Source organism: Pedobacter sp. AC163 (assembly GCF_979258665.1).
Genome location: NZ_OZ409872.1, coordinates 970,060 through 987,440 on the forward strand (window position 1 = coordinate 970,060; position 17,381 = coordinate 987,440).

At 38.9% G+C, this 17,381-nt stretch carries 16 protein-coding genes; 2 read left to right on the forward strand and 14 right to left on the reverse strand.

The window, feature by feature from the left end:
• Nucleotides 1-705: 705 nt before the first annotated feature.
• The 3 genes from ACZZZK_RS04000 to ACZZZK_RS04010 all read right to left on the reverse strand — a co-directional run bounded on the left by ACZZZK_RS04000 (nucleotide 706) and on the right by ACZZZK_RS04010 (nucleotide 3,716).
• A complete protein-coding gene (locus ACZZZK_RS04000; RefSeq protein ID WP_463482989.1) occupies nucleotides 706-1,746 on the reverse strand; it encodes an IS110 family RNA-guided transposase in 1,041 nt (346 codons plus the stop codon).
• Between the two features lie 721 nt (nucleotides 1,747-2,467).
• Nucleotides 2,468-2,665, reverse strand: coding sequence for a hypothetical protein (locus ACZZZK_RS04005; protein WP_463482990.1), 198 nt, complete (start codon nucleotides 2,663-2,665; stop codon nucleotides 2,468-2,470).
• Nucleotides 2,666-3,569: 904 nt separating this feature from the next.
• Complete coding sequence (locus ACZZZK_RS04010; RefSeq protein ID WP_463486276.1) at nucleotides 3,570-3,716, reverse strand: MGMT family protein; 147 nt, start codon at nucleotides 3,714-3,716, stop codon at nucleotides 3,570-3,572.
• A gap of 79 nt (nucleotides 3,717-3,795) precedes the next feature.
• On the opposite strand from ACZZZK_RS04010, the gene ACZZZK_RS04015 reads away from it, so the two are divergent.
• On the forward strand, nucleotides 3,796-3,897 hold the full coding sequence (locus ACZZZK_RS04015) for a DUF6965 family protein (protein WP_463482991.1): 102 nt from the start codon (nucleotides 3,796-3,798) through the stop codon (nucleotides 3,895-3,897).
• 789 nt (nucleotides 3,898-4,686) lie between these two features.
• Here the strand turns inward: ACZZZK_RS04015 and ACZZZK_RS04020 are convergent.
• Nucleotides 4,687-5,088, reverse strand: coding sequence for a hypothetical protein (locus ACZZZK_RS04020; protein WP_463482992.1), 402 nt, complete (start codon nucleotides 5,086-5,088; stop codon nucleotides 4,687-4,689).
• A 1,034-nt stretch (nucleotides 5,089-6,122) separates the two neighbouring features.
• Between ACZZZK_RS04020 and ACZZZK_RS04025 the strand changes: the two genes are divergently transcribed.
• Nucleotides 6,123-6,341 (forward strand): hypothetical protein, encoded by a 219-nt coding sequence (locus ACZZZK_RS04025; RefSeq protein ID WP_463482993.1) that lies wholly within the window; start codon nucleotides 6,123-6,125, stop codon nucleotides 6,339-6,341.
• A gap of 306 nt (nucleotides 6,342-6,647) precedes the next feature.
• Here ACZZZK_RS04025 and ACZZZK_RS04030 read toward each other — a convergent pair whose 3' ends face one another.
• The 10 genes from ACZZZK_RS04030 to ACZZZK_RS04075 all read right to left on the reverse strand — a co-directional run bounded on the left by ACZZZK_RS04030 (nucleotide 6,648) and on the right by ACZZZK_RS04075 (nucleotide 17,011).
• Nucleotides 6,648-6,971, reverse strand: a complete 324-nt coding sequence (locus tag ACZZZK_RS04030) for a hypothetical protein (RefSeq protein ID WP_463482994.1) — start codon at nucleotides 6,969-6,971, stop codon at nucleotides 6,648-6,650.
• 314 nt (nucleotides 6,972-7,285) lie between these two features.
• A complete protein-coding gene (locus tag ACZZZK_RS04035; protein WP_463482995.1) occupies nucleotides 7,286-8,062 on the reverse strand; it encodes a DNA-formamidopyrimidine glycosylase family protein in 777 nt (258 codons plus the stop codon).
• A 9-nt stretch (nucleotides 8,063-8,071) separates the two neighbouring features.
• Nucleotides 8,072-8,329, reverse strand: a complete 258-nt coding sequence (locus ACZZZK_RS04040) for a DUF3606 domain-containing protein (RefSeq protein ID WP_463482996.1) — start codon at nucleotides 8,327-8,329, stop codon at nucleotides 8,072-8,074.
• A 63-nt stretch (nucleotides 8,330-8,392) separates the two neighbouring features.
• Complete coding sequence (locus ACZZZK_RS04045) at nucleotides 8,393-9,007, reverse strand: hypothetical protein (protein WP_463482997.1); 615 nt, start codon at nucleotides 9,005-9,007, stop codon at nucleotides 8,393-8,395.
• A 75-nt stretch (nucleotides 9,008-9,082) separates the two neighbouring features.
• Entirely contained in the window at nucleotides 9,083-11,077 is a 1,995-nt protein-coding gene (ligD, locus tag ACZZZK_RS04050) for a DNA ligase D (protein WP_463482998.1), read from the reverse strand.
• Nucleotides 11,078-11,081: 4 nt separating this feature from the next.
• Nucleotides 11,082-11,300 carry a hypothetical protein gene (locus ACZZZK_RS04055; protein WP_463482999.1) on the reverse strand — a complete coding sequence of 73 codons (219 nt, stop codon included), beginning with the start codon at nucleotides 11,298-11,300 and terminating at the stop codon, nucleotides 11,082-11,084.
• 272 nt (nucleotides 11,301-11,572) lie between these two features.
• Nucleotides 11,573-12,049 (reverse strand): hypothetical protein, encoded by a 477-nt coding sequence (locus tag ACZZZK_RS04060; protein ID WP_463483000.1) that lies wholly within the window; start codon nucleotides 12,047-12,049, stop codon nucleotides 11,573-11,575.
• Between the two features lie 630 nt (nucleotides 12,050-12,679).
• On the reverse strand, nucleotides 12,680-14,257 hold the full coding sequence (locus ACZZZK_RS04065; protein WP_463483001.1) for a carboxylesterase/lipase family protein: 1,578 nt from the start codon (nucleotides 14,255-14,257) through the stop codon (nucleotides 12,680-12,682).
• Nucleotides 14,254-15,669 carry a glycoside hydrolase family 30 protein gene (locus ACZZZK_RS04070; protein ID WP_463483002.1) on the reverse strand — a complete coding sequence of 472 codons (1,416 nt, stop codon included), beginning with the start codon at nucleotides 15,667-15,669 and terminating at the stop codon, nucleotides 14,254-14,256. The genes ACZZZK_RS04065 and ACZZZK_RS04070 overlap by 4 nt, the downstream gene beginning before the upstream one ends.
• Nucleotides 15,670-15,811: 142 nt before the next feature.
• Entirely contained in the window at nucleotides 15,812-17,011 is a 1,200-nt protein-coding gene (locus ACZZZK_RS04075) for an AGE family epimerase/isomerase (protein WP_463483003.1), read from the reverse strand.
• Nucleotides 17,012-17,381: the final 370 nt, after the last annotated feature.

Consider the following 17,381-nt stretch of genomic DNA (forward strand, 5'->3'; position numbering starts at 1 on the left):
TTTGGAAAGTATAATGTGGACAGACGAACAACAAGATAATTAGCAATCCGGTTTAGATTTTTTGAGGTATGAGAACTTAACTATTGTTACCAAGGATAAAAGCAAGATCATATTGATTGAAAAACAAATGTCTGATTGGCAAAAAGGAAAATTAAACGGTGTAGTGGTAAGATGGAACTTGCTGATGCGAATTACACCGAAGCAATGATCATGGAATTTAGCGAAGAGACAGGCGTTGATACTTGTCAAGATCAATGGTATAAGTTCGGTACGATGACTTTTATTAAAGATATATAGGGGGAGAAGCTAAAGTATCGTAGTTCAAAATGTTTGACAATGTGGTTTACGATTGTATTACCAAGGAATCGAAGGAGATATTAAGGGTCAATACTGATAAATGCCTTGATGGTTTTTCGTGCATGCATAATTCACATATTCTCATTCCTTTGGCATTGAGTGATGAGTTTAGGTATACATCATTGGTCGGTTAAATAAATAAGCTACCATCCTCTGTTCCATTCTGACTGGTCGACAATAACTTGATACCAAAAAATGAAACTAGGCCAATTGTTACGCCTACAAATATTGCTGCTTTAAATGGTGACATGATATAATAACGCTTCAATTAAATTTTTGTTTTGCCTCGCCACCTTAATTGTTTGCGGGGAAAGCCCGATCAAGCCATACAGAAATGTGTGGCTTTTTTTATACTATCACCTCTGGCGCTTTAGACACATAATTTCTATCATACAACCGATCGCCATTAACGCATGCAAAAACACGGCATATAATCTTAAATTTAATGGCATTCATTGTTGACATTTTGTTTTTTTTATCTATTTCGACTCTCCTTTTATAATAAGCTTTAATTTCAGGATCATGCGCTATGCAAGTTCTAACGCCGTTATGAAGAAGCGATTTAATCCGTTTGTTAGCGAATTTCGATACTCGTGAATTCTTGATTATACTAGTTCCTGATTTATGCTCAAATGGTGCCACCCCACAATAGGACGCAAATGTTCTGGCAGTGGTAATTGATTTGAATTCATTTGAGTGGATAAGAATTTGTAGTGCAGTAACATCACCAATACCCATAACTGAAAGCATGATTTGCATCAGCCTGTTACAGTGAACATCGTTTTCCCATAATATCTTGATGCGATCGTCGATTTTGGTAATTAGATCATTAATTTTGTCAATTGAGGGTTGACAAAGATCGATATTTGCTTTCGAGATGGATTGATCAATAAATGCATCATCTTCCTCTAATGGAGTGATTATTATAGTTTTAATCTTAACAATACGTTCACGCAAAGTAGATAAACTACTTAGTTCTTCGATAATTTGTCTGCGTGGCACCCATAATTTTAGTTCTTGCAAATTTTTGATTAAATATCTTGCAATTCGTGCCGCATCTAGTTTGTCGTTTTTACCTCTAATAGTACCAAGAGAATTTTTGATGCGTAATGCTGGTTCAACTACAACTTTAGCCTTCATCTTTATTAAGGTTTTCATGAGAACAATCCCATAAACGCCAGTAACTTCCATTCCAAAAACTGCGTATCTAAGTTTGAATCCGGGTATTTGATTCAAGCTATTTACAAAATCGATTATCGATTCGACGTTATTGGATACTTTTCCATTATTTACATGCCCGCCACCATATCTTACGCAATAATTAAATGTCGCTTTTGCAACATCAATTCCGATAAAGTATTTAATAACTGATAGCGCTTTTGACTTCATAAATCTCTGTAAAATCAAATCACTCTAAAGTCCTTAAATCCCTTATAGATTTCACTAATTTTGTGGAAAGGTCGCTTCTTCCATGATATAAGAGTTATTTTTGAGCCTAATATTTTTGATGGGTTTTTCCTATAAGTAATACTAGGTTTTTCTCAAAAATAGTTATATCAAAGGTTGAGTGATTTGATATTTGAATATAGTAAGAATAATACAATTATCAACCTAAAATCAGATACTTATCGCCTCATTCGCCTGAAGACAAACACGCCTGCAACTAACACAGCTCCATAGGCATAATGATCGAGATCGCATTGAACAGGGGGATTTAAAATTTCGTAAGTCCACTCATCATAGGTTTGGCCTAATGCTGCAAATTGACAGGTGCCTATTCCAGTACGAGTTATGAGCCTAACTCTAGGACAAGCTGGGGCAGAAGTTAAGAAACCGCCTCTGTTTCTCGTATAAAGGAAATTGAAAACAGAGTTTCTTTGCGTGTATAGGGTTCCAGTTGTAGTTGATCCGTCAAGGCATCCATTTTGGGCGATTGAATCTGTACAGAGAAACAATAATGCAAGCAAAATAAATCTTTTCATCTTATAACAAACGAAAATTGACTTATCTCAATTTTTCTATTTGTACAATGAACAAAAAATGAACAGAAAATTTAAGTTTTTCAGAGAATGAACGAGGTCATTTATATACAATCACTCAAGGTGGTTTTTTATTTCTCCAATAATTCAGCCCGAGGTACCTCAGAGTTGAAGATCATTAATTCATAATCATAGCTGATGTACTCGCCAGGTTTCGCGGGTTCTTGAACAGGAAACGAAAGGTAAATCATACCGATCAATAATATAAAGGTTAAACCGAGACTAAGCAAGACCTTAAAAGCATAATTACTGAATTCTTGATCTGTCATAATTTGAACTGGTTAATTTATCCCCTGCTAAATAAATAACAGGGGATGTATACTTTCCTCGCGAAAGCTGAGGGCCGTCATCCTGTGATCCTCAAGACTGTATTGTCTACCACAATTATAGACATTCTCAAGTTAATCAACAATACTCAAATTTAATATACCCTGCCAAATCCATGACAGGGTATTAGAATACTAGTTAAGTGTCATCCCACTAGTTTAAGGTTGACATAAAATTAATGATAAAATATTTAATTAAAATGCTTGAAATAAAAATGTATACTAAAATGTATAACTACCTAATGGGCGGTGTATTTATCACCCGATAAATTCTATTGCCGGCAAATTGCCCGACATTTAATCTGCTTTAGGCTACCAAAGTCCCTAAAATTACATTTTAACTTAATATATCCTAGTTTGAAAACTACAAAGCCCTGCATTGTACTGCAAGGCTTTACTCTTATTAAATCATCCCAGACTGTTAAGAAAAAGGCTATCTCAAGACAGCTTTAATATTATACACTAACCAAATGTATGTTTTCACCATAGGTAGATGAATGGTATTACAACTCTTATGAGAAGTAAGTGTTTTGGCTATATTATTTTTTTTGAATCGACCTCTGCTGCTATAAAACTGCTCCTCAAACTCTGCAATATTTTGTTCTCAAGTTTTTTTAGCAACTTCTATCGGTCCTTTTATTATGCTTGGAACTTTGTGTTTGCGACGTGGCATGCCAATACAACAAGGAGGAATCCGCGTTTATTTTATCGGTGATCTTTCGGATCCCAGAAGATTGCACTAAAGTTTTGCACCTGCTCATCAAACACCACAACTCCCTCACTCTAGAAAAGTTCGTGCACAGTAATATTAGTGAAGTGGTCTCGGCCGGTCAATAATCCCGAACGGTTAACAACCGATGAGCAGGAAGGTTGGATGAGTTAAATGTGAATGATTCATTGCGACTCCAGCTGATCTGGATGATTGGGCAGAACCCAAGCAGTGCGCTATAGCTCCATAAGTAGTTACATGTCCCTCGGGGGTGAGCGCTACGATTTCATAAACTTTTTCCTAGAACTCCGGCAAGTCGATGAAACAATCCCATTCTACTTTGGTTTTCGATTAGGCTTGCCATATGACATTAACGCAAGTTAGTGAACTGGAAGAGTGGTTTAAAAATGCACCTCATACAGATATGCCCGTATTCCTGAATGCTGCAGTTGAGGTGACCGATTAAGATCTGTTTCTGGAATTGCATTTTTTTCCAATGAGCACAAAACCTGATTCGAAAATTAACTCCCCTATCATATTGGATTGCAGCAAATGAAGTTGATTACAGAAAGTTATATTTAACCGGCTTCATCAATATGCTTTCCCTCTGATCCGGCAGTATTCCCGTCAAATAATTGCGATCTCTAAGACAAACGGTTGATTAGTAGAAAGCCGAGACTGGAAAGGTTAAGAAGTCATGAGATATGGCCCTTGTGTTGTTGCCAACCAATTTTGCGTTGTTGGAAAGGCGTTAACCTTGCCGAAAAAGATTTACGATGACTCAAATCTGTTATTTCAAATATTTGAAGAGAATCAGCGCAAAATGCTCCTCATTATCGCATCTGCTATTCAAAATAATTATCTGGAGCCAGATCCTGCATTTATTAAATTCCTGGGGAATAATATTGACGGAGAAACAATAGTAATCTCACTTTAGGTTTCAATGAAGAAAGCAAACATCCAGTTTTTTTTTCGATTCTATTATCTTAATGAACGGCCTAGCAGAAATAATAAGTCCAAGCCAAACAAAGTAAAGTCCACTAGACGGGAGCGAGTTGATAGCCGCCCACACTCCAGAATCGCAGGCGCCTGCAAATACTTCGGTTAGACCGAATGGGATGTAAGATGGAAATTAGCAGGGAATAACTTTATGCTTAATAGGGCATCGATAAATACCAATGATGATGACGAAGAAGGCTTTTCTGTAGATGGAAGTAATGATGAACAGCCGAAAGAAATGCATGCTAGTGAGTTTTTAAACTAGGCTATTTTTTTTTCTAATCGAGAAATAGGTTACAGGAACGATTATAAGCATTACCCACCAAATGTGATCATCAAGCGGAACGTTGCATGGGCTCTTGAAGGGTGGGGATATATTGGTGTAATATAGCCCATTCTTCGTTGTTCCATTCTCAGTTACTGAACAGGGACCAGTGGAAGGACCAAAAACCTGAATATATGTGTGGACACCACAAGCACCTGTAAAATTCACAAAATTATTTCCATTACCAGGAACGAAGGTTGTTGCGCCAGCAGCAGTAGGTTTGTTGAATACCTTATCGAAAGTATCATATTTGGCAATTAAACAACCCTGACTAAAACATGAATAAGTGCTAAACAATGATATAACGAAAAGTAAAATCAACTTAACTTTCATAAAAGTATTCTGGACAGTAAAATATTAGTGGAAGAATAAATCGGATGCAGACTCGTAAAGAATTCCGCTCTTTAGTAGCAATAGCAAGATTACAAAAGCGAACAAAACGTAAACTACGTTAGTGCAGTATCGTACGAAATTTGTTTCGTGCAATACATAGCATGTCTTCAATGAGAGCCATTGAAAAGCTGAGTTTAAAGAATTCATACAACGGGATAGACACTATATACAATGAAGATAGACAGAATGTTTTAAAATATTTACCTCAACGATGAAATCGTAACCCTTTAGGTACTTATCACGAGACAAATACTTGGCTGCCGTTAAATTTAGGTAGTGAACCAATAGGTCTTGATTCAGTGAACTAAGAATGTACATAAGTTCAAAACATTTCAGTTGTGAAAATTCGCTAATTCTGGGTTTACAAAAGCTTTTTTTGATGCATCTTTGCGAAATGTCTATTCCTGGTCTTTTTTCAGCAACACTTTTTGTGTTGGCGTGCTGTGCTGTAAACTGTTTTTCGCAAACCGGCTGTTTTGTACCTGTCGCAGGAAGCGCGGGAAGGAGCACCGTAGATATGATATATACAGCGCCGCAGCCTGGTGAGTCTCCAGGGAAATTTTATACCACTGCAATCGCTTATCGATTAACTTGCCCGCTGGAGCTAGTTCGTTGATAACTTACGCTTCCAATGTTCAAGATGCAATCCCATCAGCGGGTTGTTGGGTTGATTATAAAAATGATGGTAGTCCAACGCAGTATCCTAATAATTATTACCAGAATGGTAAGGTGGTTACCTTCAATGTTAGACAATGTCCTATTGACGACTATATTCCCTTAATGTTCTTTGGAGTGGCAGGCTTGATTTTATTCAGGAGGAAGATTGCATTCCAATGAGTTTTTCTAGGCCTACAAAACTTGTAGCTAATTTATAATATGCCCATGTACTATATAGAATGATTCTTTAAAACCAATGTTTGAGATGATTGTCTCTTAAACGTCCCGTTATTTTTTTCTAACCTAAAATTAATGTAATGAGAACGGGAATAGTATTATCCTATAATAAAGAAGTGAAATATGGTTTTATTAAAGACCTGAATGGCCAAAAAATTAGGTTTTATAATGAAGATGAGATGGATTACTGTGCAGGAGATATCGTACAGTTCAAAATCGGAGTGATGAAAAACAGACCCCTCGCGATCAATGTAATTTTAATTGCCAAGAAGGTTAACCGGTATTCTAGTGATTGCTAAAATTAGAGCCCTCCCCTATTGGGCGGGGCTTGGAGTTATGCTAATGCCTTGTCAAATTTTTTATAATTCTTTCATAGTATCTAGAATTCGTCAAAAAGCAATTCATGTTTTATTTTGCTAAAGATATCAGCATTATCAACTTGTCGATATCTATCGTATAGGCTTTTCAAGAACTCCTTTGTGCTTTCGACTAAATACGGAATGAATAGCAAGAGCGTAAGACCACTGGAGGCTTTATGCCGGAATTTCTTTTGCGTGCCAGGCATCAAACCTAAATTTGTACCGGATTAAGTCATAATATTGACCTTAACTGCTTAAGTTTGTTTTTTGTAGCGTGGCAAAAACCGGATTCTTCCACTGAATGTAACCTAACCTCCCACAGAGTTCCTTTACAAAATATTCAATATCACCGGGAACATCGTTCACTACCTGAAAGCGGACTTTATATTTCGCCGTGTAACTGATGTAGATGATCAGGTCATCAGAAGAAAATCCACGACCGGACAAGGGCTTAAGATGCTGCTGTTCCAGTTCTTGTGCAAGGCGTTGAAGTCTATCGTTCATTACCTTTGCCAATTGCTTTTGAGGTATGAAGTCGGTCTCGAAAATAGGTAAGACGGTTACAGTCATACCACAAATATAATTTTCAGACAGAAATCTGCAAATCAGTTCCAGTAACGACCTGAAATACAGATTTTAAATTTTTTTAGGCTCAGCAGCGATTCCCTATTAGGGTATCCAAACCCGAGATAAATACAAAATTTTGTGTTTATAACCTCCATTGTCAACATTCTCATTCACTTTGCTGATGAAATAGATTGATCCTGTTGACCGAAAGAAATATCACAACATTTTTAATGGCACAAGAGAATCCGATCTTACTGTAATAAATAATTGGCCATGCGTAATGGAATACCAGAGTATAAAATCGAAGCGCAAGAAAGCTATCCGTACTTTTTTTGTTCAGTGGTAAAATAAGCGGTTCTACCGTTAATCTTTTCTGATTTGATGGGATAACCCGTAGGCGATTTCTTGATATGGGCACCATGAATGTTCATGAAGTCCCGCAGCTCCCCCACCAGTTCATTTTTGTTTTCCGCTCCAATTTTTGATATGGCCTCTTTCAACACCTTTTTCATCGAAACATGAAGTTGCTTTACCACTTTTTCCGGAATCTCCCTCGCAACTGACAGGGGCGAAATACGTGCATCCCAAAGGATTTCATCTGCATAGGAGTTTCCGATTCCCCTGATCGCTTTCTGATCCATGAGTACTTCCTTGACCTTCCTGGAACGCTTGGAGAGCAGCACACCTAATTCCTTCTCACTGATCAGCAGGGCATCTGGAACAACATTTTCTTTCGGATTCATTGTCAGGCTAGCCTGCTTAAGCAGATCAACAATTGCAAAACCCTCTGCTCCTGTGAAATGAAATGCGGCAATGGTATGTTTGGGCAGTTCCTGGTCAGCTTTGATTTCTTTTAACTCGCCTCTCAACATCAGATGTAAGCCTAGCATGCCGGAATTCCCGAAGTGGAACTGGAGGGTCTTCCCCACTCTGTCTACCCCTGTTAGCTTTTTGTTTTCTACTGCCTTTTTGAGTTCAGTGCCGGAGACATTAAGTTTTTTATCAACTATTATCTCCATCGATTTTAGTAATTTACCTTCAAAGCGATGGCTTAAGGTACGGGCAAAAACAGTTAAATCCGGAAGTTCAGCCATGACAAAAATTTAGACGCTTAAGTATTCTTTAATTTTAACAACGGAGTCACCATTTAATGCGATAGCTCCTTTTAGCAGATCAGGGCTAACCTGGAATTGTTCTGCCCAATAGCGCAAGTCTTTTTCATCATCCGCATTAATTTCCCGCTGATCAAGAGGTTCAAGGGTATCAGAGTCATCTTCTATCGCAAACCGCTCAGTTTCTCTAGTAGAATGCTGCGTTGCCTCCGTAGTATTTCGTTCGTTATCTTCCATCTCTTCAAACATTCTATATTTCTACTTTTATTAGCATTCAAAACAGGTCTTCATCCGGATGGGTAAGCAACTATATTAATTTACGCCCACCATTACGAAATAGGCCTCTTCTTCCTTTTTAACCAGGAGGTCAAGGTGTTCTTCAAAATCCACGAGGTTCATTACCTCATCTTTCAAAAAGGTACTGAATACCTCGATATCCGTATTAGAATCAATAATAACTTCAAGGGTTTCACTTCCTTTCCAATGAGTTGCGATGATTTCCGGATAGGTGCCCATAAGCAATGAAGAAAATCCTTTTCTGGAAAAAGCTTCAGAAATATTTCTGGCAATCTCCCAGACATAAGGTTCTAATTTATCATCTTTTGTATTCCATTGTAGTCCCTTATCTTCATCCTGCCACATGTTTCCGATATATTCTCCGTTGAGGTGTACCAAATAACATCCTCCGCTTTGTTCAACTGTAGCCTGAATATCTCCTGACACACCAGGTATGGTAAATATGAACCTTTCCATGTTGAAGTAGTTATTATTGTCGTGTTCAATATCGTTTAACAGCGAAGGCCCGTTGTTTCGACTGGTTTTCTTTTTGTATAGCAGGTAGGCTGAAGTAAAGGCGAAGACCCCGATGGCACCGATAACCAACCCTTTAAGCATTCTACCGGATTGAAAATTCTGAATGTTATTCATTAGCGCTTTTATTGAAGAGAACATTTGTTTTGAACATAAGTTTTGCATTTATTCTAGCATAATAGAAATGCAGAGCTAGGAGAATTGTGACTGCGCATCACCAATAACCTTCTGCATGTCAATACCTTCGCCCAGTATGCCGCCAAAAATATCTCCGGTTTCTTTTAGCCTGGAAATCGCATTGAAAATGGTGAAGTCCTTCATTTTTAATCCTGGTTTGACTTCCTCCCAATCCAATGGCATCGATACTGTGGCGCCAGGTTTGGGACGTAGGGAATATACGCCTGCTATGGTCGCACCGGGCCGGTTTTGCAGGAAATCAAGATACATTTTCCCTCCACGATTTTTTATTGCCCGCTCCAGGGTAGTAAACCTTGGAAGCATCCTATTGACCTGGCGAACGATCAGATTGGCAAAAAGCTGGCTTTGCTCGTAAGTATACTTTGCACCAAGAGGAATGTAAATATGAATTCCGGTTGATCCCGAGGTCTTGGGATAACTGGTTATGCCAATCGACTGAAGGATCTCATGAGTCACCCGTGCGGCTTTTATCACCTGCTCAAAGGTATTCTTATCGGGATCAAGATCAATCACGCAATAATCAGGATTCTCAGGAGAAGAGGCCCGGCTAAACCATGGATTCATTTCAATACATCCCAGGCTCGCCATCCAAAGCAGTGTAGCCCTGTCACTCCCTAAAAGATAACTTTTCTCCTCTCCCTTCTCATTGGTATGAGGCATGGTCAGGGCCCATTCGGGCGCATTTTCTTTTACATTTTTTTGGTAGAAACTCTGACCGTGTATGCCCCCCGGATACCTGTTCAAAGACATCGGCCGATCTTTCAGGTAAGGAACCATCAAGGGCGCGACCGCATCATAATAATTAAACATATCGCGTTTGCTCACCTTGTCCTCCGGCCAGTAAAGTTTATTTAGATTTGTAAATTTCAGCAGGTGTCCATCAACCTTTTTTTCTTTGGTATCATCTTCACCTTCCAGTAGCGGTCTGATCTTCGATAGTTTCTTTATAGGAAGATTAGGCTTGGCTAGATTGCTTTTTGTCACGGAAACCTTATCATCATCGCTGTTCAATTGGTGGTCGAGCTTAACTTCATCAACAATCGCTTCAGCATCTTTTTCCACTTCAAGAATGATTTCTTTTGGATCCTTATCTTTTCGAAGTCCTTTAAATGATGCCTGACAAACTTTACCATCACTGGTGAGTTCGGCAAACTCGATTTCGCATATTAGTTCGGGTTTTAGCCAGGTTGGCTTTGCCCCCAGTCTCTGTGGCCGAAACTGTGAGGGTTCATCCACATCAGGAATCGTTTCAAAGGGACAGATCTTAGTCGAAATGGGTTCGAAGGCTATCATGAGTTCTTTCTGTGTCGTCTGATTAAAACCTGTTCCGACTTTGCCGATGTAGTGGAGCTTTCCTTTTTCATCATATACCCCAATGGCCAGGGCACTGAAATATTTCTCGGTTCCTTCATTCCTGGTAAAACCTCCAATAATAACTTCCTGACGTCGTTTTGCTTTGATCTTGAGCCACTCTCGGGACCTGCTGTCAGAGGAATAGTAACTATCCGCACGTTTTGCAATAATACCTTCAAGATACATACGTTTTGCAGCATCAAAAAAATCAATTCCCGAGGTGGAATAAGCCTGGCTGATCTTGATCGTATCATGGCCGCTGGGCAAAATCTCTTCTAATATTTGCCTCCGCTCGGTGAGGGTCTTATCCAATAGCGAATATCCTTCGAACCAGAGGATATCGAATACGTAGTAGTGAAGTCTAGCTTTTTTCTTGATTTTCCAGTTTTGTAGCGCACCAAAATCAGGGGTTCCATCTTCTTTTAAGGCAACAATTTCACCATCCAGTATCGCCCTGAAATTAAATTCATCCATCGCCTCACGCATGGCATCAAACTGGGTAAACTCGAGGTTATTTCTCGAAAATATTTGCGTCCGGCCTGGATTAAGATAGGATATCGCACGGTAGCCGTCCCATTTGATTTCATAGATCCAGCCCGGTTCATCGAATGGCTGATCAACCAGTGTTGCTTTCATAGGCTTAATGTCCTGTGGCATTTCTTGCTGTTCCGCACTGCCTGGGCATTTCGGCAAAAATGGCCAGCCGTTCCGCATTTAAACTGTCACCCCATTTCGCTTTAAAGTGACCACCTGTTTCGGGACAAACTGGCCGTTCTGATCTTTTGATCAGCTTTTTTCGCAACTGGCTTTCGGGAATAATTTTTCGATTTCTGCATAAAATAAAGGCTCCTGGGAGCATATCTACTATTCGGGATGGACTACGGTCACTTCGCTGTTTTGAAGGGGGTATGGCGTTTTTTTACGCGTTACCTTGCCTTTAGAATGGATTTTGATCGCTAGAAAGGTCTGAATTGAGGATAAATCCGGCAGTAAGATGGATTAAACCGAAAAGTCCTGAGGGAAATGGATTTGGATCCGAAGTGTATATTTGTTCGGAGGGAAAGGAACTAGATACGCATCATCCGGTAATCAAATTGGTGGCCAGTTTGGCCCGAAACAGAGGGGTCACTTTCACTGAAATACACACAATGGATAGTCAACACAGCTGGTGTCAACGGTATCTCTATCATTCCTTCGACTTTTATACATTGGTGAGCCATTAGGCAAAGATAGTCCCTTGTGAACCCAATTTACTAGTTTGTAATTGACTACATTTTTAGGTGTGATTTTATTTAAAATCCTATACTTTTGTATAGGAACACTATCGATGATAACGGAAGGCGCAATGGGTAACATTAATTCTTGTAGCTCTTCAAGTAATTGACTGTCATTTTTGGCCAACATTACCCGATGGACTCCATACAATGAATAAAAAAACCAGTTAATCTTGGCAGCTTCGTCTGAAGGATGGAAAAAGCGAACATAACCATACAATTCGGTAAAGGCTTTTAGATTTGTCTCTTTCTGTTTAAGTGTTTGCGCAGAAACAAAAACGGGGACGTAAATAGACAAGAAGGTGATGAAACACCTAATTCTGATTGCGATCATACATACTAAAATTAAGCACAAGTACCAGTAAATAGATGTTAATCTTTGTTAAAAGATTCGTTAAGAATATCTTGAAATTCTTAGGTATTGGAACAAGATTTAGAATTTTGATCTCTGTTGTGATCGTTATTTAAGGCTCATAGATGGGCGACTAGGAGAATATCGTTACCGCCCAGTCATATAACATAGGTTACCTGAAAACCATTAGCTTTTTAAATTATTTCAACATTAATAAACTAACATACGATGGTGTTATTAATGCAAATTAACGGGCGCCTTTTTGCGCATATATTTCAGATGGTCAATGAATAAAAATTTAACAAGCTTTTAATCGGGTATAGCAAGAAATGATGGCTTAGTGAACAAACCACCGTCATTGCCCCCCTGTTGCCAAAATATTTTTCTCATAACTAATTATCAATCAATGAATTAATAATTAACCAAAATTGGTGCAAAGGGGTCATTCTATTCTGGTTTATCCACACTTGACCCCTTTTCGCCAATTCCGTAAAATAAAGGCAAGTAAAACTTTACATAAAATTTTTTTCTGGTGGAAAGGGGTCAATCAATTCTGGTTAATTGGAACTGCACTTAATAGATTGGTCCAACAAGGTACCTTTTATATTGTGTTTAGAAAGGATTCACTATCCCATCAAATTGCAAGTATCTTTTTCCATTTTTTTCAGGTAAAGATTTACTCTCCCCATCAATAATCATGACTTTTGGAATACTGCTTTGAAGACCAAACCATCTGGGAAGACCTTCTCCATTGGGATTGCCACTTTTGATAAAGTTTAGCAAATAAGACTGGAAGACTTTCGATGTTTCAAAATCTTCACTTTCCCATTTATAACTGTTGTTTAGCTTGAGATTTCCAAGGGCATATTCAATATCTGAAGCATGTACCGCACCCAATATATCTGCATTATGTGATCCTTGTCCGATAAAAGCAGGACGTTCTCTAGAAAACAAATACCGATATACAGGATGACCGTTTGTTTTGCTGTGCACATCAATCCATTTCCATGTAGAATAGGAAATAAAGCGATCGCTTGCGAGGTCAGTAGCCAACTGTGGCACCTGCTCATCTGTGTTCGCATAATACAGAGCAAATATTTCTTGGCTCTTTGAAGCAAAGACCCTATCCACTCCGGCTTTATAATTTTCAACAGTAGGTTTCTGATTAGACAGAATAGCATTCATACTTCGCTCTGCAGTATTCCATCCTGCCAGGAGTGGCACATCCATCTGACGACCGTAGGTATAAGTAGTTAGTGGTTGTTCTACAAAAAAATAACCGTCTACTGTTAAGGGGAACCAGTAATCTTTTGATCTTTTTAATAACTCCTGCGTTGGGATTTTACGTAAGTCAGAGATGCTGTTTGCTCCGCAGGCTTTTACGAATTCGGCGCCTATTTTTTCTGCATTTGCCAGGCTAACAGGAGGTTCGAACCCAAGTATGGAGCCGCTTTGGCCGATCGCACCTTGAAACAATCCTTTTGAAAGCGGTGAACACAGCTGAGCAGAAACGGACATAGAACCAGCTGATTCCCCAGCAATGGTGATCTGATCCGGATTTCCTCCGAATGCTGAAATATTACGCTTGATCCAACGCAGCGCTTCACTCTGATCCTGCAACCCATAGTTACCAGAACTCCCCTGTTTATTTTCTTTGGATAGGTCAGGATGTGCTAAAAACCCAAAAACACTCAGCCGATAATTTATAGTAATAAAAATCACGCCTTTGCTAGCCATACTTTCTCCGTCATACCTGGGTTCTGATCCATCCCCACTGGAAAATCCTCCTCCGTGAATGTAGACCACCACAGGTAAGGACTTACCATCCTTTATCTGAGGTTTCCAGATATTAAGATATAGGCAATCTTCACTTTCTACATCACTCCTGAAAACCATGTCATCGTAAGTATTCCGCTGAGGCGATCGTGAACTAAAAGCCACAGCGTCTTTTACACCAACCCATTTCTTTTTAGGCATGGGAGATCGCCATCTGCGTTCACCCAACGGAGGCTCCGCATAAGGAATACCTTTAAATGCCAGCACACTGCTGGAGAGAACAGTTCCTCTGATTTTACCTTCCTTAAGCGTGACCAACGTTTCACCGTTCTTTAAAACATCGTTCTGAGCGAATGAAAGGCTCGAAGAAAATAAGAGAAACAACAGAATTATATATTTTTTCATTTCTATCATAATGACCAGATATGGGTAAGCGACGACCCTTTATTTATAGTGTAAGTGAAAGACTGATTATTCTCAACGACTTTTACCAATTGGGGCTCTTCTGAATTATTGGAAATGATAAGCACCCGTTTTCCCTCCGGAGTTAAAAAGGCTACATTACTCACCTTTGTGGTAAGGCTGCTTTCAATTCTATACGATCCGACAGGGACAAATTTAGATGCGTGTGCAATGACATAATAGGCAAGATTGCGAACCACCTTATCTCCGTCTATGGTCACTGCTCCCTGGCATATTGAGCAGCCTCCATTGTCCGTATGAGGATTATAGCTGGGATCTGCCGCGAGATTCCACAAAATCACATTTTTACTCCAGTTCCGTAAGGCACCTACTAATATCCTTCCTACTGGATAGGCGGTATTGAAACCACCATCCTTGCTTACCGCCATCATTTCAGTAAAATAGAGGTTTTTCCCAGGGAAAGCACCATGAACCTTGCCCATGGCAGCCGTCTGACCGGCATATAAATGAAATCCTGAACCATCAATATAAGCTGCCGCTTTCTGATCTGCCAATATTGAAATGGGATATTCTGGACCATCACAATTGTGGTCATAAAGAACGATTTTCGTTTTTATATTCTTGCGTTTAAAGTTTGGGCCCAGATGATCACGGATGAAACGCAGCTCTTCTTTAGCCAAAAACTGCATGCTGGGTGTATTGCCATCATTAAAAGGTTCATTTTGAACAGTCACAGCATCAATAACAATCCCGTGCTTTTTCATGGCCTCTATATATTTCACAAAGTAGTCCGCATAAGTACTATAATATTCATCCTTTAATCTCCCACCCTGAACATTCTGATTTGATTTCATCCATACCGGTGCGGACCATGGAGAACCCATAATTTTTATCTTTGGGGATATCGCTAAAATTTCCTTTAATACAGGCACCACATCTTTTTCATCCTGCGATAGGGAGAAATGCTTTAACCCTGGATCAGTTTCCCCTGCTTTCAGGTCATCATAAGAAAATACGTACTCATTCAGATCAGATGCGCCTATACTCACGCGGATATAACTGATCCCCACTTGGCCAGGCCTGTTTCCAAAAAGCTCATTCAGAAGTTTGCTTCTCTCCGTAGCAGACATCCTGATAATATGCTGAGCACTTCCACCTGTCAGTGCAAACCCAAACCCATCAACAGACTGATATTGTTTTGCTGCGTTAATGTTGATGACTTCCGCCTCATCATTTCCCGCCTCGACAATATTCTTTTTTGATAAAAGCATCGATTTGTCATTGCTGGTTTCCCAACTCTCCACCTTAAGTTGTGCCAGGAGCAGAAGAGGAAATGCATTTAAAAACAAAATTAACAGGAATGCATTCTTGGACGGATAATTTGAAAGGGGATATCGTGGCATAAACTTATACTTTGTTCATACAAACTTAGGTGCAAGCCTTCCATTACTTTAATAGGATTTTAACATTTAATGATATTTTGTCTCTGATGAACATCCAAGTAATGCCTGAATGCCTAATCTGTATGGTTTATGAACCCATCATTTAATCTTCTTGCAAATGCTTTAACCTCGAAATAATCTCCATACAGGCCCTGCTGTTATGATAGGGACATTTCCATAGACCAGCCTTATCCTGTTTCGCCATCAGAGAACCATCCGCATTTCTCCCCCAAAACCACTCACCATTCTGGTGGTCGACTATCTGTTTTTTTGTATAGTTCCATATTTTATCAAAAAGTTCAAAAAAAACTTGATTCTTTGATAATTCGAATGCATTTAAGAAACCAACCATGGCCTCCGCCTGTACCCACCAATGCTTCTCATCATTCCTGTGATTATTCACCGGAGAATATTCATATATCATGGCCTCCTCATCCATACCCTCAGCAGATGCTTCTGCAATTTTAATGGCCAGGCTTTTAAAGTGCGAGATGAGCTCCTGGTGTTTAATCATTTCGGCCGCCTCCAACAGTAGCCATGATGCTTCAATATCATGACCATAAGAAATTTCACTGGATTTCCTGTTCCATTTCTCATCAAAGAAAAGATCAAGGTGTCCGTCTGTATTTATAATGTATTTATTAAAAACACCTAACAGACCAATGATCTGATTTTTTAAATGTTCATCAGGCCATATTTTGTAAAGCGTGGTGTAAGCTTCCAAAATATGGAGATGCGTGTTCATTGTTTTCTTTTCATTGGCATCTTTTTGACTCAACCTTAAATCCGGTACTTGATCCCAATTTTCTGCAAAAGCCTCAAAATAGCCGCCATCTACCGGATCGAAACTATGAGATTCGATATCGCGAAATAATGCTATAGCCAGATCCAATGCCTCATTATCTCCTGTTGCCAAATGATATTCAGAAAGGCCGTAAATGGTAAAAGCGATGGCATAAATCTGTTTTTTTCGATACCTGGGCATTCCCGTATGGTCAAGCGACCAATAAACGCCTCCATATTTTGTATCAATGAAGTGTTCTTTGATATACTGAAAGCCATGTTGGGCTAAATATAAATTCTGCAAATCGCCATTGAAATTGTATGCCGCGGAAAGGCTCCATAAGATTCTTGCATTCAAAACCGATCCCTTTTCAGCATCAGGATTAATTAACTCACCTTCGGCTATCTGACCAACGAACCCTCCAAAATCTAGGTCTATGGTATTGGTCTTCCAGTAATTTAGTATGTTATCAAGTTCAGTTTTGAATTCTTGGGATAAATGCAATAGCTTATGGTCCATTAAAAATATATTTTAAACAAAAATAAATTTTCAAGTAGTTATGTGTTAATACTTTTTTAACATATAAACATTAAATAGCTACATACAGTATCAATACATTTTTATCAAAATCAAATATTTATTTAACATTAAATTTAGGCTTTAAACCCGATTATTGCACGTATTACCATTTAAACTATATTATAAGCCCGATTTACACTGGTATTTATTTACCAATATTCCTCCATTTTCTTAACATGTATATTTTATGATGACGGAATTTTGCTTAATTTAGCACTATACCAAATATAACATGTTAAATAATATGATAAGGGAAATCACACCTTTGACACAAAGTGACTGTCTCACAATTTTTTCACGTACTAAAACC